The 23,414-nt window shown below is 69.5% G+C and carries 22 protein-coding genes; 16 read left to right on the forward strand and 6 right to left on the reverse strand.

Annotation, left to right across the window (positions count from 1 at the left end):
• Positions 1 to 81 precede the first annotated feature (81 nt).
• Positions 82 to 1,398: a S41 family peptidase gene (locus C8263_RS02330; RefSeq protein WP_107136510.1), complete on the reverse strand. Its 1,317-nt coding sequence runs from the start codon at positions 1,396 to 1,398 to the stop codon at positions 82 to 84.
• Positions 1,399 to 2,132: 734 nt separating this feature from the next.
• Between C8263_RS02330 and ftsE the strand changes: the two genes are divergently transcribed.
• From ftsE to C8263_RS02380, 10 genes are all read left to right on the forward strand, one after another.
• Entirely contained in the window at positions 2,133 to 2,816 is a 684-nt protein-coding gene (gene ftsE / locus C8263_RS02335) for a cell division ATP-binding protein FtsE (protein ID WP_107136511.1), read from the forward strand.
• A gap of 103 nt (positions 2,817 to 2,919) precedes the next feature.
• Positions 2,920 to 3,783, forward strand: a complete 864-nt coding sequence (locus C8263_RS02340; protein ID WP_107136512.1) for a cell division protein FtsX — start codon at positions 2,920 to 2,922, stop codon at positions 3,781 to 3,783.
• The gene (locus C8263_RS02345; RefSeq protein WP_107136513.1) at positions 3,780 to 5,270 is read left to right on the forward strand and encodes a murein hydrolase activator EnvC family protein; all 1,491 of its coding nucleotides are present in this window, start codon (positions 3,780 to 3,782) and stop codon (positions 5,268 to 5,270) included. The genes C8263_RS02340 and C8263_RS02345 overlap by 4 nt, the downstream gene beginning before the upstream one ends.
• A gap of 197 nt (positions 5,271 to 5,467) precedes the next feature.
• On the forward strand, positions 5,468 to 5,716 hold the full coding sequence (gene rpsP / locus C8263_RS02350; protein WP_107136514.1) for a 30S ribosomal protein S16: 249 nt from the start codon (positions 5,468 to 5,470) through the stop codon (positions 5,714 to 5,716).
• A gap of 94 nt (positions 5,717 to 5,810) precedes the next feature.
• Complete coding sequence (locus C8263_RS02355) at positions 5,811 to 6,050, forward strand: KH domain-containing protein (protein WP_199188284.1); 240 nt, start codon at positions 5,811 to 5,813, stop codon at positions 6,048 to 6,050.
• Entirely contained in the window at positions 6,047 to 6,589 is a 543-nt protein-coding gene (gene rimM / locus C8263_RS02360; protein ID WP_107136516.1) for a ribosome maturation factor RimM, read from the forward strand. The genes C8263_RS02355 and rimM overlap by 4 nt, the downstream gene beginning before the upstream one ends.
• Positions 6,570 to 7,394 carry a tRNA (guanosine(37)-N1)-methyltransferase TrmD gene (trmD, locus tag C8263_RS02365; protein WP_107136517.1) on the forward strand — a complete coding sequence of 275 codons (825 nt, stop codon included), beginning with the start codon at positions 6,570 to 6,572 and terminating at the stop codon, positions 7,392 to 7,394. Before rimM ends, trmD begins: the two co-directional genes overlap by 20 nt.
• Before the next feature lie 256 nt (positions 7,395 to 7,650).
• On the forward strand, positions 7,651 to 8,244 hold the full coding sequence (locus C8263_RS02370; protein WP_107136518.1) for an LON peptidase substrate-binding domain-containing protein: 594 nt from the start codon (positions 7,651 to 7,653) through the stop codon (positions 8,242 to 8,244).
• Between the two features lie 363 nt (positions 8,245 to 8,607).
• The gene (gene recG / locus C8263_RS02375; RefSeq protein WP_107136519.1) at positions 8,608 to 10,947 is read left to right on the forward strand and encodes an ATP-dependent DNA helicase RecG; all 2,340 of its coding nucleotides are present in this window, start codon (positions 8,608 to 8,610) and stop codon (positions 10,945 to 10,947) included.
• A gap of 1 nt (position 10,948) precedes the next feature.
• Positions 10,949 to 11,359 (forward strand): DUF705 domain-containing protein, encoded by a 411-nt coding sequence (locus C8263_RS02380; RefSeq protein WP_107136520.1) that lies wholly within the window; start codon positions 10,949 to 10,951, stop codon positions 11,357 to 11,359.
• Here C8263_RS02380 and C8263_RS02385 read toward each other — a convergent pair.
• The 3 genes from C8263_RS02385 to C8263_RS02395 all read right to left on the reverse strand — a co-directional run bounded on the left by C8263_RS02385 (position 11,314) and on the right by C8263_RS02395 (position 15,066).
• The gene (locus C8263_RS02385; protein WP_107136521.1) at positions 11,314 to 12,354 is read right to left on the reverse strand and encodes an ABC transporter ATP-binding protein; all 1,041 of its coding nucleotides are present in this window, start codon (positions 12,352 to 12,354) and stop codon (positions 11,314 to 11,316) included. The genes C8263_RS02380 and C8263_RS02385 overlap by 46 nt on opposite strands.
• Positions 12,351 to 13,937, reverse strand: coding sequence for an ABC transporter permease (locus C8263_RS02390; protein WP_107136522.1), 1,587 nt, complete (start codon positions 13,935 to 13,937; stop codon positions 12,351 to 12,353). Before C8263_RS02390 ends, C8263_RS02385 begins: the two co-directional genes overlap by 4 nt.
• Positions 13,938 to 14,073: 136 nt before the next feature.
• On the reverse strand, positions 14,074 to 15,066 hold the full coding sequence (locus C8263_RS02395) for an extracellular solute-binding protein (protein ID WP_107136523.1): 993 nt from the start codon (positions 15,064 to 15,066) through the stop codon (positions 14,074 to 14,076).
• Positions 15,067 to 15,566: 500 nt separating this feature from the next.
• Between C8263_RS02395 and C8263_RS02400 the strand changes: the two genes are divergently transcribed.
• Complete coding sequence (locus C8263_RS02400; RefSeq protein WP_233218593.1) at positions 15,567 to 16,406, forward strand: SDR family oxidoreductase; 840 nt, start codon at positions 15,567 to 15,569, stop codon at positions 16,404 to 16,406.
• A 46-nt stretch (positions 16,407 to 16,452) separates the two neighbouring features.
• Here C8263_RS02400 and C8263_RS02405 read toward each other — a convergent pair whose 3' ends face one another.
• On the reverse strand, positions 16,453 to 17,301 hold the full coding sequence (locus tag C8263_RS02405; protein ID WP_332888913.1) for a hypothetical protein: 849 nt from the start codon (positions 17,299 to 17,301) through the stop codon (positions 16,453 to 16,455).
• A 22-nt stretch (positions 17,302 to 17,323) separates the two neighbouring features.
• Positions 17,324 to 17,881, reverse strand: a complete 558-nt coding sequence (locus C8263_RS02410) for a gamma carbonic anhydrase family protein (protein WP_107136525.1) — start codon at positions 17,879 to 17,881, stop codon at positions 17,324 to 17,326.
• A gap of 416 nt (positions 17,882 to 18,297) precedes the next feature.
• Between C8263_RS02410 and C8263_RS02415 the strand changes: the two genes are divergently transcribed.
• The 5 genes from C8263_RS02415 (at position 18,298) to C8263_RS02435 (ending at position 23,369) form a co-directional block, all read left to right on the forward strand.
• Entirely contained in the window at positions 18,298 to 19,443 is a 1,146-nt protein-coding gene (locus C8263_RS02415; RefSeq protein WP_233218594.1) for a YjgN family protein, read from the forward strand.
• A gap of 2 nt (positions 19,444 to 19,445) precedes the next feature.
• A complete protein-coding gene (locus tag C8263_RS02420) occupies positions 19,446 to 20,561 on the forward strand; it encodes a M48 family metallopeptidase (protein ID WP_107136527.1) in 1,116 nt (371 codons plus the stop codon).
• A 113-nt stretch (positions 20,562 to 20,674) separates the two neighbouring features.
• A complete protein-coding gene (locus C8263_RS02425) occupies positions 20,675 to 21,265 on the forward strand; it encodes an NADPH-dependent FMN reductase (protein ID WP_199188285.1) in 591 nt (196 codons plus the stop codon).
• Positions 21,262 to 22,035 (forward strand): RluA family pseudouridine synthase, encoded by a 774-nt coding sequence (locus C8263_RS02430; RefSeq protein WP_233218595.1) that lies wholly within the window; start codon positions 21,262 to 21,264, stop codon positions 22,033 to 22,035. The genes C8263_RS02425 and C8263_RS02430 overlap by 4 nt, the downstream gene beginning before the upstream one ends.
• A gap of 71 nt (positions 22,036 to 22,106) precedes the next feature.
• On the forward strand, positions 22,107 to 23,369 hold the full coding sequence (locus tag C8263_RS02435; RefSeq protein ID WP_107136530.1) for an MFS transporter: 1,263 nt from the start codon (positions 22,107 to 22,109) through the stop codon (positions 23,367 to 23,369).
• The last annotated feature ends 45 nt before the right edge of the window (positions 23,370 to 23,414 follow it).

Below are 23,414 nucleotides of genomic sequence, written 5' to 3' on the forward strand. Positions count from 1 at the left end.
ATGGGGTACGGCATTGTTCGGAACTCGGATCACTCCTGCAAAAGAGCGGCCCCCTTCGGAGCCGCTCTTTCCGTGTTGCCTTTACTTCAGCAGGTCCACGGCCTTTTTCAGGATGGCGTCGGTCTGCAGGTCCACCGTGGCCTCGCCCTGCTGGGCGCTGCGGGTAGGGCGCTTGATCTCGCCGGTGTAGGTGAACTTGCCGTCTTTGTCGGCGGTGACCGTTACGGGCTTGCCCTCGATGGTCAGGGTAATCTTCTCGCCGGGCTTCACGCCGCTGCCCGTGAAGTTGACCGGGGTGGTAAAGCGGGTGTCCTTGACCAGCACGTCGGGCGTCACGCCCTTCTTGTGAATCTGGCGGCCCTTGGGGGTCAGCCACTCGCTGTTCACGATGGCCGCCTTGCCGCCGTCGGGCAGGGTGACCGGAATCTGCGCCACACCCTTGCCGAAGGTCTGTTCGCCCACGATGGTCGCGCGTCCGGTGTCCTGCAGCGCCCCGGACACCACCTCGCTGGCGCTGGCGCTGTTCTTGTTGACCAGCACTACCAGTTTGCCGGTGTAGTCGCTGGCCTGGCGCCGGGCGGTGCCAAACACCTGGGTCTGCTTGGAACGGTCACGCAGGCTCACGATGGGGCCGCTCTGCATAAACTGATCGGCCACGTCCACGCCCGCGTTCAACAGGCCGCCGCCGTTGTCGCGCAGGTCCAGAATCAGGGCCTTGACATTCTTCTTCTTCATGTCGGCCACGGCGGCGCGGAACTGCTCACTGACCTTCTCGTTGTAGAACGTGTTCAGGGCAATGTAGCCAATGTTGCCGGGCAAGACGGTGGATTCCACGCTCACGATGGTCACGGGCTGGCGCTCCATCTTCACCGTGTAGGGCTTGCCGTCGCGGGCAAAGGTCACGGTGACCTGGGTGCCGCGCTCACCGCGCACGAGGCGCACAATCTCGTTCAGCTTGGCGCTGGTCACGTCCTTGTCGCCAATTTTCAGGAACTGGTCGCCAATCTGCACGCCCGCACCCGAAGCGGCGCCGCCCTTGTACACGTTGTCAATCTTGCCGCCCGTGCCGTCGGCGTTGGCCGCCACCAGCTGCACGCCAATGCCGAAGAACTCCCCCTGCAGATTGGCGGCGTCAATGGCGTTGTCCTCGGGTTCGCTGTAGTAGGTGAATTCGTCGTTCAGGCTGCCCAGCGCGCCCGTAATCGCGCCGCGCAGCACCTTTTCCTGGTCCACGGGGTACAGATACAGGCGGTTGAGTTCATTCAGCACCTGCAGGAAGGTGCGTCCCTCGGGGGTGCTGCTGAGGTTCGCCTGGGTGTACCCGCCAAGTTGCGCGTAGGCGACGGCGGCGGTCGCGCCCAGCGCGGCCAGGGTGACGGTCAGACGTTTGGCGTTCACGCTGCGCAGGATAGTGCTTGAGCATGAGATCAAAGGGGGTGGCTGTTACAGGGGGGGTGGTTTGTGTTTTAGCTTGCGGGCGGCCCCACCCCCCCTGCCCCCCTACCCCAGAGGGGCAGGGGGGAGCGACGCTGCGCTGGGCAAGAGTTTTTACTGACGTTGGCGGGCTTGCCCTCTCCGGTCATGTGTCTGGCTTCGACGCCATCCTCCGCCCCAGCGCAATGGCCCGCGCGCTGCGCGCACGACGGCCTCGTCTGGACCCGGGCGGTAAGGGGGCAAGACACCTTGGTGCGGCCCAGAGGGTTCTACTTTGAACGGCAAAAGCAGCCGAAGCCGATGCTCCTGCTGCCTTTCAAAGTAGAACCTCGTGTCTTAAGCGTTCCCACCTCTCGCCCTTGACGAGGCAAGCAACGGAAGCCGTCGTGCGCGCAGCGCGCGGGCGTCCGGCGATGGGCGGAGAAAGGCGACGGCGTACGTCGCGGGGCGAAGGAAGGCCGCCCCACACCGTCAGTCAACGTTTGCCAGCGCAGCGTCGCTCCCCCCGTCCCCTCTGCTGCGCAGCTCTACGAGTCTGGGATGGGGGGCTGGGGGGGTGGGGCAACGCCAGCAAATGAAATCGCCCAAACAGCCCCCCTCCCCCTTTCACCGTCCCCCCAATCATCCGGGCTATGCTGGGCCGCGAGCATGACCAACCGCACCGCCTTGCCGCTGCGCCTCTCCTTGCGGGGTGCGGCGTGATTGATTTCAAGAACGTTTCGCTGGAGTACCCGGTCACCCGGACCCTGGCCCTGGACGACGTGTCGCTGCACGTGGGCAAGGGCGAGTTCGTCTATCTGGTGGGCCATTCGGGGGCCGGAAAGAGCAGCTTCATGAGTCTGGTGCTCAAGCGGGCGTTGCCCAGCCGGGGCGAGGTCAAGGTGGCGGGCGAGCCGCTGGCGCGCTACCGGGGCCGCCGCACCGCCCTGCTGCGCCGCCGCATGGGCACCGTGTTTCAGGACAACCTGCTATTGCCGCACCTGAACGCCTACGACAACGTGGCCTTTGCCCTGCGCGTCACTGGCGTGCCGGGGCGCGAGTGGCCGCAGCGGGTGGGCGGGGCGCTGCGCACCGTGGGCCTGGAACACAAGAAATACGCCCTGCCCGTGCAGCTCTCGCAGGGCGAGCAGCAGCGGGTGGCCATTGCCCGCGCCATCGTGGGCAACCCGCCCCTGCTGCTGGCCGACGAGCCCACCGGCAACCTGGACCCCGACAACAGCCGCGAGGTGCTCAAAGTGCTGCAAAACGTCAACCTGCGCGGCACCACCGTCATTGTGGCCACCCACGCCCGCGACCTCGTGGAAACCTTCCGCCACCGCACCCTGACCCTGCGCAAGGGCAAACTGGTGCGCGACGACCCGTACGGGGGGTATGCGCTGTGAAGGGGATGAGGGCCCATAGCCAATGGCAGATGGCACATGGCAGCGCTTCAGCCCCGATCACGGGCCATCTGCTATCGGCCATCTGCGCCGCCGGAGGCGGCCAATGAGTTACCACTTCCGTCAGGCCCTGCTGGCCATGCGGGGCAACGTCACGGCCACGCTGGCCACGCTGGTCACCATGACGCTGACGCTGCTGATGCTGGGCTTTGTGCTGCTGCTGACCCTGAATGTGAACCGCACGCTCTCGCAGCTCGAATCACAGGTGGAGGTGGCGGCGTTCCTCACCCCCACGGCCCAGGACAGCGCGCTGCTGGCGCAGGTGCGGCAGTTTCCGCAGGTGCGCGAGGCCACCCTGGTCACCAGTGAGCAGGTGCTGCAGGAGATGACCCAGGATTCGCCCTACACCCGTGACGCCGTGGCGCTGGTGGGCAACCCCTTCCCCGATACGCTGCGGCTGCGGGTGGGCCGCGTGGAGGACTCGCGGGTGGTGGCGCAGGCGGTTTCGCAGCTGCCCGGCGTGGAGGACGTGGAATACGGCGCCGACTACGTGGACCCCACCGTGCGCACCCTGACCGCCGTGCGCGGGGCCGGATACGTGCTGGTGGGGCTGCTGTTTCTGGGCACCCTCTTTAACATTCTGAACGCGGTGCGCGTGGCGATGTACGCCCGGCGTGACGAGATCAGCGTGATGCGGCTGCTGGGCGCCACCCGGGGCTTTATCCGCATGCCGCATGTGATTGAGGGGCTGCTGGTGGGCACGCTGGCCGCCGCACTGGCGGTCGCCCTGTTGACCCCGGCGTATCTGGCGCTGGCGGGGCGGGTGCAGCAGCTGGCCCCGGTCTTTCCCGTGGCGCGCGACCCGGACACCCTGCTGCCGCTGCTGGGCGGCGTGGCGCTGCTGGGCATTCTGACGGGGCTGCTGGGCAGCCTGTTCGCCACCCGGCGCTACCTGCGGGAGCTGGAATGACCCGGCGGGCCCGCGCGGGGGCGCTGCTGGCGGTGGCCCTGCTGTGCGGCGTGCCTCAGGCCGGACTGGCGCAGACCACCAGCGAGCGGCTGCAGACCCTGGAGCGCGAACTGCAGCAGCAGCGCGAACTCAACGCCCAGAAGGCGGCGCAGATTGAGCAGGCGCGGCGGGCCATTGCCAGCCTCAGCGCGCAGCAGCGCCAGACCCTGGGCCGCCTGGACGAGCTGACCCGCCGCGCCGGGGGGCTGGAAAACGAACTGGCCACCGCCACGGCCCGCGTGGCCCTGGCGGAACGGGCCCTGGCCGACACCGGCAGCCAGCTCAAGGTGACCCAGGCGCGGGTGGAACGCCTGCAGGGCGACGTGCGCCAGATTCTGCGCGCGCAGTACCGGGACCGCTCCGGGCGCTACCTGCAGCTGCTGTCGCAGTCGCGCAGCCTGTCGGACCTGCTCATCCGGCTGCAGTACGCCAACCGCGCGGGCGAGTACAACACCCGCGTGATCGAGACGCTGGCGGCCGACGTGCAGGTGCTGCGCGAGCAACGCGACCTGCAGACCCGGCAGGCCCGGGAACTGCGGGCCCTGCAGGTGCAGCGGCAGGCCAAACTGCGCGACCTGCAGGCCCGGCGCACCGAGCAGAACACCCTCCTGTCGCAGCTGCGCAGCAGCGAGCAGGGCCAGCGCACCCTGGCCGCTCAGCGGCAGGCCGAACAGGCGCTGGCCGCGCGCACCATTGACCAGCTGGTGGGCCAGGTGCAGGCCGAGCAGGCCCGATTGGAAGCCGAGCGCCAGCGCCGCCTGGAAGAGGAGCGCCGCCGCCGCGAGGCCGAGGCCCGGCGCATCCGCGAAGAACAGGAGCGGGCCCGGCAGGAGGCGGCCCGGCTGGCCCGCATCCGTGCCGAGCAGGAGCGGCTGGCCCGCGAGCGTCAGGCCGCCGCCGAGCGCGCCCAGGCCGAGCGTGCCGCCGCCAGCCGCGTGGCCGCCGAGCGCGCCGCTGCCCAGCAGGCGCAGCAGCGCCTGACCCAGCAGCGCCAGCGTGAGGCCCAGTTGCAGCAGGAACGCGCCGCCCTGCAGCAGCGCCAGCAGCAGGTGCAGGCCCAGCAGCAACAGGTAGAGGTGCAGCTGGCCCCGCTGCCCCCAGCAGCCGGGCCGCTGGGCTTTCCGCTGCCGGGTGGGCGGGTCAGCGCGCCGTTCGGCAGCGGGGGATCGCCGTGGGTGGTGCTCTCGGGCGCCACGCAGGTGGTGGCAGCCCAGGACGGCAACGTGCTGACCTCCACCTTCTATGCCTCGCTGGGCGGGGTGGTGCTGGTGGATCACGGCGCCCTGGTCACGGTGTACCTGGGCCTGCGCGAGAAATTCGTGAACACAGGCGACCGGGTGAGCCGGGGCACGCCGCTGGGCACAGTGGGCGGCAGCTCGATTATTGGCCCCGATAGTATGGCCTTTCAGCTGCGGCGCGGGCAGGACGTGATCGCGCCGCCCTTCTGATCCCCAGCTCAACCCAGCGGGACGAGGCCCCGAGGCACTGGGGGGCGGGCCTGGGGAGATAGGACCTTGCCGCCGGACAGCGCTTTTGCTACTCTTTTTCGGTGCGCACCCCGGTTGGCTGCTGACGGGCGCATGACCCCCGTGATCCTAGCGGGCGCTGTACCCTCAAAACACACCCAATTCCGAGGTTGTCTGTCATGGTTAAAATCCGCCTGTCCCGCTTTGGTTCCACCCATAACCCCCACTACCGCATCGTGGTCACCGATGCCCGCCGCCCCCGCGACGGCGGTTACATCGAGAACCTGGGGTACTACGACCCCCGCAAGACCACCGAAAACTACCTGAAGGTGGACGCCGAGCGCGCCGCCCACTGGATTGCCCAGGGCGCCCAGCCCACCAACACCGCCCGCCGCCTGCTCAAGAGCCAGGGCGTCAAGGTCGCTTAAGCGATTTTCTACGCCCCGGAAGCTCCCCACCCGGGGGGCTTTTTTTTGTTGTGCTGCGCGCCGGCCGGGGGCCGCAGGCGGTAGAATGCGCGCCATGAAAACCGATCCCGTGGAACTGACCCTGTACCTCGCGCAGAGCGTGGTGGACCAGCCCGCGCTGGTGCGTGCCGCGCGGCGCGGCCCCACCGTGGTCGTGCGGGTGGGCCCCGGCGAGGAAGGGCGCCTGATTGGCCGCCAGGGCCGGGTGATTCAGGCCATTCGCACCCTGGTGCGCGCCGCCGCCGATCCGCGTGAACGCCTGAACGTGGACCTGGACGCCCCCCGCAAAGCGTGAGCGGGGGCGAACAGGACCGCACACGCCTGGGCTACTTTCTGGGCCCCCACGGAGTGCGCGGCGGCGTCAAGGTGTATGTGCTGGGCGATCCGGGCCAGCTGCTGGGCCTGAAACGGGTGTATGTGGAGGGCCGGGGCTGGCTGCGGGTCACCAAAGCCGAGCCCCTCTCGCCGGGCGTGGCGCTGGGGTTGGCCGGTGTGAGCACGCGCGAGGCCGCCGAGGACCTGCGCGGCCTGAACGTGTACGCCGCCGATGATGAACTGCCCGAACTCGAACAGGGCGTGTACTACTACCACGAACTGCGCGGCCTGTCGGTTCACGGCGCCTCGGGCGAGCGGCTGGGTGAGGTTACGGACGCCGTGGACGCCGGGCACCAGGACCTGCTGGTGGTGCGTCATGCGGGCGGCGAGGCCTTTGTGCCGCTGCAGGCGCCCTACGTGGTCGTGGAGCTGAGCGAGCGGCGGCGTCCCCGCGCCATCACCCTGACGGCCGACGCGCCGGACAACCTGCTGGGCGACGATGACACCGACGACGACTGACGCGCCGCCAGAGCCGCTGCGCTTCTCGTTCCTGACCCTGTTTCCAGAACTGCTTTTGCCTTTTGCCCAGGAAGCGATTCTGGGCAAGGCGGCAGCCCGGAACCTGATTGACGTGCAGCTGGTGAATCTGCGCGACTTCGCCCAGAACAAGCACCTGAAGGTGGACGACACCCCCTATGGCGGCGGCGCGGGCATGGTGATCCGGGTGGACGTGGCTGAACGCGCCCTGGCCAGCCTGCCCCCGGCCGACGAGGTGATTCTGTTCAGCCCGGCCGGGCCGCCCTTCACGCAGGCGATGGCCGAGGAACTGGCGGGCAAGCGCCACCTCGCTTTTCTGTGCGGCCGGTACGAGGGCTTTGACGCCCGCGCCGAAACCCTGGTCACGCGCGAGCTGAGCATTGGCGACTTTGTGATGATGGGCGGCGAAGCGGCGGCGGCCTGCGTGCTGGAGGCCGTGGCCCGCCTGCGCCCCGGGGTGCTGGGCGACCCGCAGTCGCACCAGATGGATTCCTTCAGTTCAGGGCTGCTGGATTACCCGGAATACACCCGGCCCCCCGAGTGGCGCGGCCACGCAGTGCCCGAGGTGCTGCGCGGCGGCAACCACGCGGCCGTGGCGGCGTGGCGGCGCGAGCAGGCCCTGGCCCGGACCCTGGCCCGCCGCCCCGACCTGCTGGCCCGCACCTCCCTGACACCGCAGGACAGCGCGGCGCTGCTGGCCCTGGGGGCCGGGGACGAGCAGCTGGCCGCCTGGGGCGCGCCGCCGCCGCCCGCGCCCAAGCGCCGCCGCAGCCGGTCGAAGCGTTGAGCAGAGACGAACCCTGATTGAACAATGGTTCGGACAGGTTCAGCCTTTCGCTTGGCATTCCCTGGGACACACGGCGCCTTTGCCCCTCTCCACTGGAACACTGTCCGCACCATTCGTGAAAGTGCCTGAACCGGGATACGCCAGGCCACCACCCCGCTCATCTCAAGTGTTGGTGGAGAGAAATTCAGTGTTTTGGCGGGCTTTGTGTGGCCTGCGCTCAAGTTCCCGGCCCCAAATGGGCGCACCATAACGGCGTATGCGCGTTCCGCTGTTTCCCCTGCCCAAACTGGTGCTGTTTCCAGGCGTGCTGCTGCCGCTGTACGTCTTCGAGCCCCGGTACCGGGCCCTGCTGGCCGATGTGCAGGCCAGCGGGGGGCCTTTTGGCATCGTGCGCATCGTGGTGTCCTCGGAGGAATCGGACCGGCCGTTTCACGAGCGGGTGTCCCGGGTGGGCACGCTGGCCTACCTGCGCCAGGCCCAGGGCCACGAGGACGGCACCAGCACCATCGTGGTCGCCGGGGGCGAGCGCTTTGAAACCCAGACCTTTCACCTGGACCAGCCGTACCTCTCGGCCGACGTGCGGCTGTGGCCCCTGGACAGCGAGGAGAGCGAGGTGGAACGCGTCTCGGCGGGCGAACTGCTCTCGGCGCTGCTTCGCCTGCGCCCCGGGGAGAGCGAGGCCCTGCGCGGCGCGGCGCCGAGCGAACCCCTGCTGCTGGCCAGCTTCGCGGCCGTGAACCTGCCCCTGACCCCCGAGCAGCGTGAAGACGCCCTGCGGGCCCCCACCCTGGGCGACCGGCTGGACCTGCTGCTGGGCTACGTGCCGCGCGAGGCGAAGTTGCTGAATTAAGTAGCTCGCTGTTGATCTTTAGATCAACCGAGCGGAGCGAGTCTCGAAAAAAGGACGTTGCACCGGGAGTGGAGACTTTGCGGTGCTCTCCTGCAAAGTCGTAACGTGAGGTGCAACGTCCTTAAGTCCCTCGCTCCCAAGCCCCCGATCAACCGAGCGAAGCGAGTCTCGAAAAAAGGACGTTGCACCGGGAGTGGAGACTGTTCGGTGCCCTCCTGAACAGTCGCACCATGAGGGGCAACGGCCTTAGGAGGGGTCGGGGCGTGGTCAGGGCCCGTCCTCCCTTTTCCCCATCACCTGACCCGGCGAAGGTGCCGCCCGGCCCGGTGGCGGGACCGCGCCCTCTGCTAGCCTGGGCGGGCGATGGCGACCGTGGCGGAACTTCGGGAGAAACTGCGGCGGCCCCTGTCGGCCGAGCTGGCTTCGGGCTGTCAGAACCGCGTGGTGGCCGGCGGCATGGACAAGCTGCTGGCCTCGCCGCTGGGCAACCCCTTTCCCAAGGTGCGCGAGGCGCTGGCCGGCTACGCGGGGCTGGACCACCTTGAGCGTGAGGCCGCCCTGAAGCGGGCGCTGGCGCTGCTGAGTGAGGCCCCCAGACCGGCCGCCAAGCCAGCCCGCATCGCCAAGGTGGCGGTGCCTGCCGCCGTCCCGGGCGAGCGCCTGCCCCCGGACGCCCCGGTGGAGCGCCTGGACGCCGGCCCCGGCGGCGCGCGCAAGCTGCACACGCTGGGCCTGCACCTGCTGCGCGACGTGCTGCACGCCTACCCCCACCGCCACGAGGACCGCCGGGCCCTGCCGGACCTGTCTGAGGTGGAAGAGGGGCAGAAGGTCACCGTGGAGGGCCGGGTGGTGGCCAAATCGCGCCGCAGCCCCAAGCCCGGAATGCTGATTCTGGAAGTCACGCTGGAAACGCCAGCCGGGGGACGGGTGCGCGCCAGCTGGTTCAACCAGCCCTGGGTGGAGCGGCAGCTCAAAGAGGGCGCGCGGCTGGTGCTGACGGGCCGGGTGAAGAAATTTGGCCGCTCGGTGCAGCTGGGCGTGGAGCACCTGGAGACGGTGGAAGGCGCCCAGGACAGCCTGTCCACCGGGCGCATCGTGGGGGTGTACGACAGCAAGGAGGGCGTCTCGCAGGAGTTTCTGCGCCGCGCCGCGCACCGGGCGCTTCAGGCCGTGCCGCTGGACGACTACCTGCCCGCCCACTGGCGCCAGAAGTACCGCGTGACGGATCTGGCCGACGCCCTGTGGGGCATCCACTTTCCGCACGACGAGGCGCACCTGGGCCGCGCCCGCGCCCGGCTGCGCTTTGACGAGTACCTGTTTTTAGAACTGCGTCTGCTGCTGCAGGGCGAGGACGCCGTGCTGCAGGGCAAGCGCTTCCAGGCCACGGGCGACGACATCCACACCTTCGAGGCCGCGCTGCCGTTTCGCTTCACCAACGCCCAGCGCCGGGTGCTGCTGGAAATCACCGACGACATGCGGGGCGAACGCCAGATGGCGCGGCTGGTCCAGGGCGACGTGGGCAGCGGCAAGACCGCCGTGGCCGCCTGCGCGCTGTATCTGGCCGTGCGCGACGGCTACCAGGGCGCGCTGATGGCCCCCACCGAGATTCTGGCGCGCCAGCACTATGCCAACCTGCGCGGCTACCTGGGGAAGCTGGACGTGCGCGTGGGCCTGCTGATTGGCGCCATGACCCCAAAGACCAAGCTGGAGATGCAGACCCGCATTGCCCAGGGCGAGGTGGACGTGGTGGTGGGCACCCAGGCCCTGATTCAGGAGAACGTGCGCTTTGACAACCTGGGGCTGGCCGTGGTGGACGAGGAGCACCGCTTTGGCGTGCAGCAGCGCCGCAAACTCCTGGCCGGGCGCCCCGACGTGCTGGTGATGTCCGCCACGCCCATTCCGCGTTCGCTGGCGCTGACCGCCTACGGCGACCTGGAACTGAGCGTGATTGACGAATTGCCGCCCGGGCGCACGCCCATTGAAACCAAGTTGATTCAGGACACGGCCCGGCCGCAGGCGTACGGCTTTGTCATGCGCCAGATCCGCGAGGGGCGGCAGGCGTTCGTGGTCACCGCCCTGATTGAAGAAAACGAGAACCTGGAACTGCTGGCCGCCACCCAGCTGGCCGACGACCTGAAGACCATGCTGCCCGAGGCCCGCATTGACCTGCTGCACGGCAAGATGAGCGCCGCCGAGAAAGACCACGTGATGGACCGTTTTCGTGCCCACGAATTCGATGTGCTGGTATCCACCACGGTGATTGAGGTGGGTGTGGACGTACCCAACGCCACGGTCATGGTGATTGAAAACGCCGAACGCTTCGGGCTGGCGCAGCTGCACCAGTTGCGCGGCCGGGTGGGGCGTGGCAGCGCGCAGAGTTACTGCGTGCTGATTGCCGGTGAGCACAGCAAGAAAACCCGCCAGCGCCTGAAGATCATTGAGGGCAGCACCGACGGCTTCGTGATTGCCGAAGCAGACCTGAAGCTGCGCGGCCCCGGCGAGCTGCGCGGCACCCGCCAGAGCGGCATTCCTGACCTGCGGCTGGCTGACCTTGCCAACGACACCGAGATCATTGAGCAGGCGCGCGAACTCGCCAAGCACATCCTGGCCCACGACCCCCGGCTGGAGCACCCCCGTCTGCAGTATCTGCGCAGCGAACTGCAAAACCGCAGCCAGAGCGTGGCGTTCAGGGAAGTGATTTGAGGTGACCCCTCCCCCACTGGTCATATACGTGGATGTGGACGAAACCCTGGTGCGCAACGCAGGGCGCTCCCGCATTCCCATTCCGGCGGCGGTGGCCCATGTGCGCGAGCTGGCGGCGCAGGGGGCCGAGCTGTACTGCTGGAGTTCGGGCGGCGCCGCCTACGCCCGCGCCAGTGCGCGCGAGGTGGGCCTGGAGGCGCTGTTTACCGCCTTCCTGCCCAAGCCGCAGGTGCTGCTGGACGATCAGCTGGTGCAGACGTGGCGCCGACTGGTTCAGGTGCATCCCCTGAGCGGCGCGGGCCAGACGGTGGCCGCCTACCGGGCACGGCTGGCCGGCAAACCTCCAGGCCAACGAGCCCGGGTAAGCTACTGCACCGCGCGCGCCGGCTGCAGCACCTGCAACCGGGCCTGACTGCCTTCCGGGCGCACCTCGTCGCTGGGGCGGTGCACCAGCAGGTCCTGGGCGTGGCCGGCCAGGCGCACGGTGTAGGTCACGTCGTGCCCCTTGAACTCGCGGGCCACGATGGTCACCTCGGGGGCGGCGGGGTCATCGGTAAAGCCCAGGTGCTCGGGGCGCACGCTGACCATCACGGGGCCGCTGGCGGCCTCGCGCAGCGGCACCACGCCCAGGGCGGTGCGGGCCATGTGGCGGTCAGCGGTGCCCGAAAGCAGATTGCTGCGGCCCAGGAAGTTTGCCACAAAGGCGGTGCGCGGCTGGGCATACACCTCATGCGGGGGGCCCACCTGCTCAATCTGGCCGCCGCGCATCAGCACCAGCCGGTCACTGAAGGCCAGGGCCTCTTCCTGGTCGTGGGTCACCAGCACCGCCGTGGTGCCGCTCTGGTGCAGGATGGCGCGCACTTCCTGGCGGGTGCTGTGGCGCAGCTGCGCGTCCAGGTTGGAAAAGGGTTCGTCCAGCAGCAGCACACTGGGGCGTGGGGCCAGGGCGCGGGCCAGGGCCACCCGCTGCTGCTGGCCGCCGGACAGCTGGTCCGGGCGGCGCGACTCGAAGACCGTCAGGCCCACCAGCGCCAGCGTCTCGCGGGCGCGGGGCAGGCGCTCGGCGCGCGGCAGGTGACGCAGGCCGAACAGCACATTGCCCAGCACCGTCAGGTGCGGAAACAGCGCGTAGTCCTGAAACACCAGCCCCACGCCCCGGCGCTCGGGGGGGGCAAAGGGCGCCGTCACGTCCCGCCCGGCAATCCGCACCGCGCCCTCGTCCGGGCGTTCCAGGCCGGCAATCAGGCGCAGCGTGGTGGTCTTGCCGCACCCCGAGGGCCCCAGCAGGGTCAGCAGTTCGCCCCGCTGCACCTGCAGGTTCAGGGCGTTCACCACCGGGGGCAGGCCCGGGGCGAAGCGTTTGGTCAGGCCAGCAAGTTCCAGAATGCACGGAGGCGCTTCAGTCATGGTCGGTCCTTTCCCTTTGGTCGCCGCTCACGCGGGCGTTCGCGGCGCAGGATCAGCAGCGTCAGGCCCGCGCCGCTCAGGGCCAGGGCCAGCGCGTAGGGGGCGGCGGCCGCGTACTGCGCTTCTTCGGTGTAGGTCCAGACGTTCCGGGCCAGGGTTTCAAAGCCAATGGGCGCCAGCAGCAGGGTCAGCGGCAATTCTTTCAGCACGCTCAGGAACACGAACGCGGCGCTCACCAGCAGGCCCGGGCGCAGCAGGGGTAAGGTCACGCGGCGCAGGGCCCCGGCGCCACTCTGGCCCAGCACCCGCGCCGCTTCCTCCAGCCGGGGCGTGGCCCGGGTCAGGCCAGTGCGGATAGGGCCCACCGCCTCGGCCACAAAATGCAGGGTGTAGGCGGCAATCAGCAGCGGAAAGGTCTGGTACAGGGGCGGAGCGAGGCGCAGGGTAAAAAAGATCAGCGCCAGGGCAAAGGCCAGCGGCGGGGTGGCGTAGCCCAGGTAGGCGGCCCGCTCGGTGATGCGGGCCAGCCGCCCCTGCGCCCGGCTGCCGATGTACGCCAGCGGAAAGGCCAGGGCCGTGGTGGTCAGGGCAGCCAGGGCGGCGGCGCCCAGTGCCCCCTGCAGGGCTTCTTGCAACCCGGCCCAGGCGTAAGGGTTGGTGTCCAGGCGCAGCCAGTGCAGCACGGTGCCCAGCGGCACCACCAGCGTGGCGCCGGCCAGGGCCGCCAGAAAGGCCCAGGCCAGGGGCGCGGCGCGGCCCAGCGACACGCGGCGCGGCTCGCGGGCGCCCCCCGGCGACACGCGCGACAGGTGCAGGCCGCGCATCAGCCGGGCCTCCAGCCACAGCACCGCGCCCGTGACCAGCAGCAGCCCCAGGGCCAGCCACGCCGAATACACCCGGTCATAGGCGGCGGTGTACTGCTGGTAGATGGCGGCGCTGAAGGTGGGGTAGCGCATCAGGCTCACCACACTGAAGTCGCCCAGCACGTGCAGGGCGATCAGGAGCCCCCCCGACAGCCACGCCGGGCGCAGGTGGGGCAGGGTGATGGCCACAAAGGTCTGGCGGCGGGTGCGGCCCAGCAGCCGCGCGGCGTCTTCCAGGGCGGGGTCCAGGCTGCGCAGCGCCGACTGCAGGTTCAGAAACAGGTACGGAAAGGTGAACAGGGTCAGCACGCCCAGGGCGCCCCAGAAGCCGGTGGGCCCGGGCCAGTTCAGGCCCGTCCAGGCCTGAATGGTGCCTCCCGGACCACTGGCAGCAATCAGGGCGTAGGCGCCCACATACCCCGGAATGGCCAGCGGTAGCACGCCCAGCAGCATGGGCAGCCAGCGCGGGCGCAGGGTGGTGCGCGCCGCCACGTAGGCCAGCGGCAGGGCCAGCAGGGTGGTGGTCAGCAGGGTAGCGGCCGTCAGCAGCAGCGTGTTGCCCAGCAGCTCCAGGTTGCGGGCGCGGAACACGATCTCGCGCAGCTCGGTTCCCTCGGCGCCAAAGGCACGCACCACCAGATACACCAGCGGCAACAGCACGCCCAGCACGGTCAGCAGAGCGGGCAGCAGCAGGGGCAGAGGGGGTCGGCGGTGGGTCATGGGCAAAGGGGGCCTGGGGCCGCGTCACCATAGCAGACCGGAATACTCAGCATTCGGGCCACGCGTCCCGGCCGGGCCAGAAAAGCCCCCGCCCGGGTAGGGGCAGGGGCTGCAGCGCGGCTAGGGTTGGCGGACGTTACAGCAGGCCCGCGTCGCGCAGGAGCTTCTGCGCCTTTTCGATGTTCTTGGGCAGCACGGTGGGGTCGATCTTCGGGCTGCGCTTGACCACATCGGCGTAGGGCAGCATGGTGGTGGGCTGCAGGATGTTGCCAATCACCGGGTACTCAAAGTTCACGCTCAGGAAGAAGGTCTGGGCGTCTTTGGCCACCAGGGCCTGCAGGAAGCGCAGGGCAGCGGCCTGGTTCTTGCTGGTTTTCAGGATGCCCGCGCCCGTGGCGTTGCCCAGGTTGCCCATGTCGCCTGCCTTGAAGAAATAGGTGTCAATGGGGTAGTTCAGGCGATTCACGCGCTGGATGTAGTAGTGGTTGGTCAGCGCCACGTCAATCTCGCCGGCACGCATGGCCTCCAGCATGGCCACGTTGCTGGTCTTGTAGTCCTTGGGCTGCAGGGCCTTCATGCCTTCAATCCAGGTCTTGGTGGTGGCCTCGCCGTACTTGGCGATCATGGCGGCCAGGAAGTCCTGGAAGCTGGGGTAGGACACCGTCCAGCCGATGCGGCCCTTGAGGCTGGTCATCTTGGGCAGGTCCAGGATGGAGTCGGGCAGAGATTCGGGCTTGATCTTGCTGGTGTTGTAGGCCAGGGTGCGGAAGCGCACCGTGGTGGGCAGCCACGCGCGGTTGTCGGGCAGGTAGTCGTCGCTGACGTTGCGGGTCAGGGCCGTGCCCAGCTTGGTGAAGCGGCCCTCCGAGGCCAGTTCGCCCAGCGCGCCCACCGAGTTGCCCCAGTAGACATCGGCGGGGCTTCGCGCGCCTTCCTCGCGCAGCGCGGCCACCAGCTGCGCGTCGGTGCCGTAGCGCACATTCACCTTTACACCGGTCTGGCGCTCGAACTGCTGAACGATAGGGTCCACGAAGGTCTTGGCGCGGCCCGAGTAAACGGTCAGGGTGGTCTGCGCGAGGCTGGAACCGGCCAGCAGCAGGGCGCTCAGGGTCAGTGCGGTGCGAATCATCCCCGCAATCCTAAGTAAATCAGTCGGATTGGTAAGGGATGAATGTCCCTGGGCCGCTCAGCAGTGGTGGGAACGCCACGGTGGTTCCTGGCACCTGACACAGGGTACGCTCATGGCACTGTCCTCGCTGCCCGGACAGTCTGCGCCACTGGGTGTTCTCTTCCCTCTATCTTTTCTGCTTCGGCTGCGCTGGGAGGTCATTTGCTGGACCTGCGCCCGCATGAATCGGGCTGGAGTGCCCTGCACACATGTGACACTTCTGTGACGCCCATCACCTACACTGAGCAGTACCAGCGCAACTGAATATCAAGGCGGGCCGGGTGAAGTCCGCTGCGCACGAGGCCGGAGCGGTGCCCCCACTGCCTCCGGCTTCTTTTTGGAACGGCCGCCAGAACCGGGCCATCACGGACCCCACGGGGCCACCCAGAGGACCCCCAGCCCGGCAGGGTTGGCAGTGCAGGAGACGGAATCCGTCTGGCGGGTGCATTATGCTGCGCCGCATGAGTCTGCCTTCTGCGACCCCCCGCACGGTGCTGATTACCGGCGCCACTGGCGGTATCGGCCTGGTCACCGCCCGCGAACTGGCCCGCCAGGGCGACCGGGTGCTGATCGTGGGCCGCGACCCCGCAAAGACCGAGCGGGTGGCCCGGGAAGTTGGCGCGGCAGGGACCTTCATTGCCGACCTCTCGGAACTGGCGCAGGTGGAGCGGCTGGCCACGCAGGTGCAGGCCCAGACCGCGCAGCTGGACGTGCTGATCAACAACGCTGGGGCCTTTTACCGCGATCGGCGGGAAACGCGCGAGGGCATTGAGCAGACCTGGGCCCTGAATCACCTGTCGCCCTTTGTGCTCACGCGGGCCCTGTTGCCCCTGCTGCGGCAGTCGGAGAGGGCGCGTGTGGTCACGGTGGCCAGCGCCGCGCACGCCATGGGCCGACTGCGCCTGGACGACCCGGAATTTCGCCGGGGCTATGGCGGCTGGGCTGCCTATGCCCAGAGCAAACTGGCCAATATACTCTTCGCCCGCGAACTGGCCCGGCGCGAACCCACACTGCGCAGCAGCAGTCTGCACCCCGGCATGGTGGCCACCGGCTTTGCCCACAACAATGGCGGCTGGGTCAGCCGGCTGTACCGCGTGGTGGACCGCTTTGCCCTGACCCCCGAGCAGGGCGCGCAGACCACCCTGCACGTGGCCAGTGCCCCGCTGATGGCCTCGGGCCGGTACTACAGCGAGCGCCGCGAGGCCACCCCCGCGCCGCAGGCCCTGGACGACGGCGCGGCGCAGGCGCTGTGGCAGCTGAGCGAGGCGTATCTGGCCGACCGGGGCGCGGAGACGAGGTAGGCCACCCGCTCAGTCCGCCGCCTGCTCCTGGTGAGCGGCGCGGCCTCTACGTTTCGCGCACGAATCCGCCCTGCACGAATTCCTGCACCAGCGCTTCAAGTTCATGCAGGGCGCCGTCGTCGCGCAGGGCAAATTCGGCCGGGGTCAGGCCCTCGGCCAGGGCGCGCAGCAGGATCAGGCCCGGCTGGCCGTGGCGGGCCCGGAAATTCTGGTGCACGTTGGTGATCGCATTCAGGGCGTCTTTGCCGCGCAGGGTCAGCGCGTACTGGTGGTGCGCCCAGCCGGCCAGTCGGCGCGGCAGAATCAGGGTCTGGGGGCGCAGCGGCGCCGGAAAGGCCCCCTCGTAGGGCAAGGTGGCGGGCATGGTGGCCAGGATCTGCCCGCGCACATAGAAGATGGCCCCGCCCGGCCGGGCGTGCAGCCCCGTGAAATCCTCGGTGAGGTTGAATTTCCAGGCCCGGGAGCCAATACCGCTCAGGGCGTGGGCCAGCTGGGGGTCCAGCGCGCAGGCGCTGAGCAGCGCGCCCTGCTCGTACAGGCCCAGTAGCTCGCCCAGAGCCTGCTCGCCCGTCAGGCTGCCCGCAGCGGCGGTCACCGCGCGGCCCTCGTAGAGCAGGACAAAGGCGCTCTGCTCGCCCAGACCCGCATGCAGGTAGCCGTACCACGCCTGTTCGTGCAGATACTTTAAAAAGGCGTGCAGATCGCAGAAATGGCCATGCAGTCCGGCGTGGAGCGGCGCGGCGTGCGGCAGAAAGCGGGCCAGAAAGGGCGCGGCGCCAGGAAACATGGGCGCCAGTTCCGGCACCGTTTCACTGTCCAGCTCAGCCGGGCTCAGGTTCGTCTGGCCCGGCTCTGGCTGAGGCTGGGGGGCAGGCCGCCGTTCAGGATCAGTCATGGGACGCTCCGGTGGGAGGACTTCACAGCGCTTCAGACAGCGCGGCTTCCGGGCGCGCGGGCAGGTCCGCAGCCTCGTCCAGACGGCGCGCGCCCTGGCGAAAGCGCCGGGCGTTGAGCACGTAGCGCTGCGCGTTGGCGCCGCTGGGAGCAGGCCGCACCACCCGGGCCGGCACCCCCACCGCCAGCATGCCGTCGGGCACGTGGGCGCCTTCGGGCAGCACGGCCCCCGCGCCCAGCATGGCCCCGGCCCCCAGGCTGGACCCGCTGAGCATCACGGCGCCCATGCCCACCAGACTGCCGGGCCCGCAGGTGGCGCCGTGGACCACCGCGCGGTGCCCCACCGTCACCCGCTCGCTCAGCACGCAGGGCCAGCCGGCGTCGGTGTGTAGCACGGCGCCGTCCTGCACGTTGCTGCCCAGCCCCACGGTAATGGGTTCCAGGTCGCCGCGCAGCACCGCGCCGTACCACACGCTGGCGTCTTCGGCCACCGTGACCTGCCCAATGATGTCGGCGCTGGGAGCCACAAAAGCCGTGGGATGAATCTGGGGGACGTGCCCGTCCAGGGCGTAGCGCGGCATGCCTTTCCTCCGGGGGCCACGGTCACGGGCGCGGTTTTCCGGCGCCCACAGGGGCACCACAGCGCGCGCCGCGTCGAACCGGGGCAGATGGTGAACTGCCGCCCAGGGTAGCATGGGCCGCCGCCCGGAACCCGGGCACACCGCGCAGGGCAGGGCGGAAATGAGCCGGCCGGCCATGTCCGGAACAGCCAGCACAGCACGGGTTGTTCCCGCCTCCGACGGAGAGCAGCCCAACGCCCGGAACGCCGCCTTCTGTCCTGCCCTGCTCCGCCGCTCTGCACGTTCCTCTGGTCGGCACTCGTCTGGTGCGCCCTGGCGGGGGGCTGGTGCGGGCCCCACGCGCGGGACGGCCCCAGACTGCACAGCGGCCGCACCTGCGGCCCAGCGGCCACCCACGGCCCGCTACCATGCAGCAGATGACCGATCTGTCGCTCGCCGCCCCCAGCCTGGGCCGCCCTGTTGCCGAGGCCCCAGCGCCGCCCGCCGTGCTGCACCATCCGGTGGGCTTTACCGGGCAGGCCGGCGAATACTTCCGCATCTGGATCGTGAACATCGCCCTGACGCTGGTGACGTTTGGCCTGTATATGCCCTGGGCGCGCATTCGCACCAAGCAGTATTTTTACGGCCACACCTGGGTGGACGGCCAGAACTTCGAATACCGCGCCAATCCCTGGGCGCTGCTGCGCGGGTACCTGCTGATTGGCGGGCTGTCGCTGCTGGCGTCGCTGGCGTTTCAGTCGCCGGACCCCACGTACCTCATGCTGGGCATCCTGCTGATGCTGGTTTACCTGGGCTTCTATCCGTGGCTGGTGCGCCAGTCGCTGCGCTTTCAGGCCGTGAACACGGTTCACCGGGGCCTCAACTTTTCCTTTCACGGCAGCGTGGGGCAGGCGTACGTGGCCTACGGCGCGGCCAATCTGGCGGCCAGTCTGGTCAGCTTCGCACTGCCGTGGGCGTGGTTCATGCAGCGGCGCTATCAGCTGGACCACCTGGCCTATGGCACGGCCCGCGCCCAGTTCCGGGGGGACGTGGCGCCGTTTTACCTGATTGCCGTCACCGGCCTGGCGCTGGTGCTGGGCAGCGCCGCCGTGATGTTCGGGCTGTGGCTGGCCTTTTTTGGCGGCAGCGCCCTACTGGAGCTGTTCTCGGCCAAGGAGCAGAGCGAGGCCGCCGTCATGGCCACCGTGCTGATGCTGCTGGTGCCGGCGCTGGTCACCTACGTCGTGGTGCTGCTGGTGTACAGCGTGGCGTGGCAGTACGTGCGCGCGGCGATCATGGCCTACGTGCTCAACCACACCGAACTGGGCGGGGTGGTGCGCACCGGGGCCAGCTTCTCGCCGTGGCGCGTGGTGTGGATTGGGGTCACCAACAGCCTCGCGCAGCTGCTGACCCTGGGGCTGGCCACGCCCTGGGCGGCCATCCGCCGCACCCGCTACATCATGGGCGGCCTGCAGGTGCGCTCGCTGGTGCCGCTGGACACCTTCACCGGGCAGGCCAGCCACGGCGAATCGGCGCTGGGTGAGGCCGCCAGCGAGCTGCTGGACATTCAGGTGGGGTTCTGAGGATGAGCCGCGCCCCGGCCGCCCGCCCGCAGACCGCGCTGCAGGGCGTGTACTTCGATGGCCACAGCAGCCGCCCCCACCCGGCCGAACTGACCCTGGACGCCGGGGGCGCGGCGCTGCGGGTGCAGGGCGGCGGCGTGGCGGCCAGCGCCGTTCACTGGAACGCGGCGCAGGTGACGGTGGACCCGGCCATTCCCGGCGTGCGCCGCCGCGTGACCTTTCCGGATGGCAGCCGCTTTGAAACCGGGGACGACGCGGCGCTGCGGCGCTGGGAGGGCCAGACGGGGCGCAACCGGGTGCTGCGCGGCGTGCGGGGCCTGGAGGGCCGCTGGACCACCGCGCTGGGCGCCCTGGGCCTTGCGGCGGCCCTGACCGGCGCCTTTGTGATCTGGGGCATTCCGGCACTGGCCACGCAGGCAGCGCTGGCCACACCGCGCAGCGTACTGCAGACCTTTGACCGCGAAACCATCGAGCTGCTGGACACCGAGGACTATCTGGGGCCCTCGAAGCTCAGCGCCGCGCGACAGGCACAGTTGCAAAGGGCGTTCGCCCCGGTGCGCGACTGGGCCGGCGGCGGCTACCCGTACCGCCTGCTGCTGCGCAACGGTGAGACCGGGCGCGACTTTCAACTGGGCGCCAACGCCTTTGCCCTGCCCAACGGCACCATCGTCATGACCGATCAGCTGGTGAAACTGGCGCGCAGTGACCGCGAACTGGTGGGCGTGCTGGCCCACGAAACCGCCCATGTGACCCGGCGCCACGGCCTGGCCACGGTGTATCAGGCCCTGGGGGTGTCGCTGGTGGTGACCCTGCTGACGGGCGATCTGGTCAGCGCGGGCACCTTTGCGGCGGCGGTGCCGGCCACCCTGCTGCGCAGCGGCTATTCGCGCACCGCCGAAAGCGAGGCCGACCGCGTCTCGGCCGCGTACATGCTGCGGGTGTACGGCACCACCCGGCCGCTGCAGACCATGCTGGCCCGGCTGGAGAAAGCGGCGGGCGGTGGCCCGGACAGCAGCGAGCAGGACGGCGGCGGTTCCTGGCTGGACCTGCTCAGCTCTCACCCCGATACCCGGGAGCGCATTGACGACCTGCGGGCGCTGGAGGAAGCGAACCCCTAGGCCGGGCTCCACCCGGGTGGGGCCGGCGGCCCTCCCCTGCCCCGGCGCCGGGCGGCACACCCTACAGCCACACCGGCACACCGGGCGGCCAGCTGTGCTCTAGGCTGCGGGGCGTGAAGTTCACGGTTCTGTCCACCAGCCTGGACCCCGACAGCCGCAGCGCGTGGCTGTGTGCCCTGGCCGCCGAGCACCTGCGCGCGGGTGGCCACGAGGTCACCCACCTGGACCTGCGCCAGACGCCGCTGCCGCCCTTTGACAACGTGCAGGGGCCGGGCGGCTGCTACGACCACCCCCACGCCGCGCTGTACCACCGCGCCATCCGCGAAGCCGACGGCCTGTTTCTGGGCGTGCCGGTCTACAACTGGGGCCTGGGTTCGGGCGCCAAGGCCCTGGTGGAACTGACAGGCAGCAGCGACGAGGCGCGCGGGCTGCACGGCGCGTGGTTTGACCAGCCTGTGACCTTTCTGGTGTCGGGCGGCCTGGACCACGGGTACCTCAGCCACGGCGCTTTCGCCTTTGGCCTGATGGTGGATTTCCGCTGCGTGGTGAACCCCGACTTCGTGTATGCCACGGGCGCGCACTGGACGGCGCCGGGCGTGCCGGGCGAGTGGCTGGCAGCGCGGCTGGCGCGCACGGTGGCGCGCGGCGTGGACCTGTCGGCCCGGTTGCAGGGCCGCTCCTACCGCAGCGTGTGGGAGCTGTGAGCACGCCCGCCTCCCGCGCGCCCCTGCTGCCCCCCACAGAAAAGCCGCGTGTGGTGGTGGAGCACCCGGATTTCTACGTGGTGCACAAGCCCGCGCTGTGGCTGACCCATCCGGTGCGCGCCCGCGTGGACGTGCCCGACGTGCTGACCTATCTGCGCCGCGCCACCGGCGAGGACACCCTGGCGCCGCCGCACCGCCTGGACCGCGAGACCAGCGGCGCGCAAGTGTTTTCCCGTGACCGCGAGGCCGCCCAGCGCTTCTTTACCCTGTTCAAGACGCATCTGGTGGGCAAAACCTACGTGGCCATCGTGCACGGCACCCCGGACTGGGACCGGCGCACCCTGGACGCCCCACTGGGTGACCTGGGCCTGGGTGGAGCCAACCGCATTGCCATCCGGCAGGCGGTGGTGCCGGATGGCCGCCCCGCCGTGACCGATTTCCGGGTGCTGGACCGGCGGGCCGGGCACGCCCTGATCGAGGCCTATCCCCGCAGCGGGCGCCTGCACCAGATTCGCGCCCACCTCAGCCACCTGGGGCTGCCCATGGTGGGCGACAAGATTTACGGCCGCGACCCGGAGGTGTTCTTGGCCTTCATGGAGGAGGGGCAGACCCCCGAACTGACGGCCCGGCTGGGGCTGGCCCGGCAGGCGCTGCACGCCGCGCGCATTGCCTTTCCCTGGAGCGGCACCCAGTTCAGCGCCGAACTGCCCCTGGCCCCGGACCTGCAGGCCTACTGGGAAGCGCTGCCCCAGGACGGAGCCCCAGCCTGAACCTCGGCGCCTGCCTGGGCCACGAGAAATCGTCCCCCGGCCCCGGGCAGCCCCCCGTATACTCGCCGCACATGACTTCCACTCCTGCACGCGCGCCCGTGAGCCCGTGGGTGCTCTCGGCGTTCTGGTTCGGCACGGCCTTTCACTGGCTGGCGCTGCTGCTGATTCTCATGCCGGCCAACGTGCTGGACTTCGTAGGCCCAGAGCGCAAGGGATCCTACGTGGGGCTGCTCACGGTGATCGGCGCCGTGATGGCCCTGGTGATTCCGCCCATTGTGGGGGCGCACAGTGACCGCACCGGGCGCCGCCTGCCCTACCTGAAGCTGGGGGTGGGGGTTAACCTCGTGGGCCTGGGGGTCATGGGCCTGGCCGTGGCCCTGCTGGACGGCATGTCCGGCTTCTGGGTGTACGTGCTGGGCTTTTTGCTGGTGCAGTTTGGCAACAACTACGCCACGGCCCCCTATTCGGCCCTGATTCCCCAGCTGGTGCCCGTGTCTCAGCGCGGACGCTACAGCGGGGCCATGGGGATGCTGCAGGCCGCCGGGCAACTGCTGGGGGCGCTCAGCGCCTTTGCGCTGGGGCAGTTGGCACTGCCGTCCATCCTGCTGTTTCCGCTGACTGCGCTGGCGCTGCTGGTGCCCTCCCTGGTCACCATGCGCGGCGTGCCGGACGACGCCCCCCCGGCGGGCCCGCAGGCCACGCAGCCACCGGCCCCCTGGACCACCCTCTTCGCCCACCGCCCCTTTCTGTGGGTGTTTATCACGCGGGCGCTGTTCGCGCTGGGGCAGTATTCGGTGCAGCCCTTCTTGCAGTACTACAACGGCGACGTGCTGGGCCAGAAGGACCCCGTGACCTCCAATTCCATCATGCTGGCGTGCATCATCGTGGCCAGCATCGTCTCGGCCCTGATCGGCGGGCGCCTGAGTGACCGCGTGGGGCGCAAGCCAGTGATCTACGTGGCGGGCACCACCATGGCAGGCGCGGCCCTGCTGCTGCTGATCGTGCCCTCGTTCGCCCTGGCCCTGCCACTGGCGGCGCTGTTCGGGCTGGGCTTTGGGGCGTTTACCAGTGTGGACTGGGCGCTGGGCAGCGACGCCATGCCCAGCGCGCGCTCCTTTGCGCGCGACATGGGCATCTGGCACGTGGCCTTTGTGGCGCCGCAATTTATCAGCGGGCCGCAGGGGCTGCTGCTGGACTGGGGCAACGCCCGGGCCGAGAATCTGGGCTACACGCTGGTGTTTAGCCTCGCTGCCGCCTTTTTCATGCTGGGGGTGATTCTGGTGCGCAACGTGCCGGAGCAGGTACAGGCAGATCGGCACGCGGCGTCCGCTTAGGCGGCTCCGTGCCCCTCTTCATCTTCAGGGGGTCTTTGGGCGGCG

It is taken from the genome of Deinococcus arcticus (genome assembly GCF_003028415.1).
GTDB lineage: Bacteria > Deinococcota > Deinococci > Deinococcales > Deinococcaceae > Deinococcus > Deinococcus arcticus.

Excerpts from the sequence above, each read along its gene's own strand:
- C8263_RS02400 (WP_233218593.1), top strand. The coding sequence starts at position 15,567 with ATGAGTCTGCCTTCTGCGACCCCCCGCACGGTGCTGATTACCGGCGCC.
- C8263_RS02410 (WP_107136525.1), bottom strand. The coding sequence starts at position 17,881 with ATGCCGCGCTACGCCCTGGACGGGCACGTCCCCCAGATTCATCCCACG.
- C8263_RS02345 (WP_107136513.1), top strand. The coding sequence starts at position 3,780 with ATGACCCGGCGGGCCCGCGCGGGGGCGCTGCTGGCGGTGGCCCTGCTG.
- rpsP (WP_107136514.1), top strand. The coding sequence starts at position 5,468 with ATGGTTAAAATCCGCCTGTCCCGCTTTGGTTCCACCCATAACCCCCAC.
- recG (WP_107136519.1), top strand. The coding sequence starts at position 8,608 with ATGGCGACCGTGGCGGAACTTCGGGAGAAACTGCGGCGGCCCCTGTCG.
- C8263_RS02435 (WP_107136530.1), top strand. The coding sequence starts at position 22,107 with ATGACTTCCACTCCTGCACGCGCGCCCGTGAGCCCGTGGGTGCTCTCG.
- trmD (WP_107136517.1), top strand. The coding sequence starts at position 6,570 with ATGACACCGACGACGACTGACGCGCCGCCAGAGCCGCTGCGCTTCTCG.
- C8263_RS02385 (WP_107136521.1), bottom strand. The coding sequence starts at position 12,354 with ATGACTGAAGCGCCTCCGTGCATTCTGGAACTTGCTGGCCTGACCAAA.
- C8263_RS02395 (WP_107136523.1), bottom strand. The coding sequence starts at position 15,066 with ATGATTCGCACCGCACTGACCCTGAGCGCCCTGCTGCTGGCCGGTTCC.
- C8263_RS02415 (WP_233218594.1), top strand. The coding sequence starts at position 18,298 with ATGACCGATCTGTCGCTCGCCGCCCCCAGCCTGGGCCGCCCTGTTGCC.
- C8263_RS02340 (WP_107136512.1), top strand. The coding sequence starts at position 2,920 with ATGAGTTACCACTTCCGTCAGGCCCTGCTGGCCATGCGGGGCAACGTC.
- C8263_RS02370 (WP_107136518.1), top strand. The coding sequence starts at position 7,651 with ATGCGCGTTCCGCTGTTTCCCCTGCCCAAACTGGTGCTGTTTCCAGGC.
- C8263_RS02355 (WP_199188284.1), top strand. The coding sequence starts at position 5,811 with ATGAAAACCGATCCCGTGGAACTGACCCTGTACCTCGCGCAGAGCGTG.
- C8263_RS02405 (WP_332888913.1), bottom strand. The coding sequence starts at position 17,301 with ATGACTGATCCTGAACGGCGGCCTGCCCCCCAGCCTCAGCCAGAGCCG.
- C8263_RS02390 (WP_107136522.1), bottom strand. The coding sequence starts at position 13,937 with ATGACCCACCGCCGACCCCCTCTGCCCCTGCTGCTGCCCGCTCTGCTG.
- C8263_RS02420 (WP_107136527.1), top strand. The coding sequence starts at position 19,446 with ATGAGCCGCGCCCCGGCCGCCCGCCCGCAGACCGCGCTGCAGGGCGTG.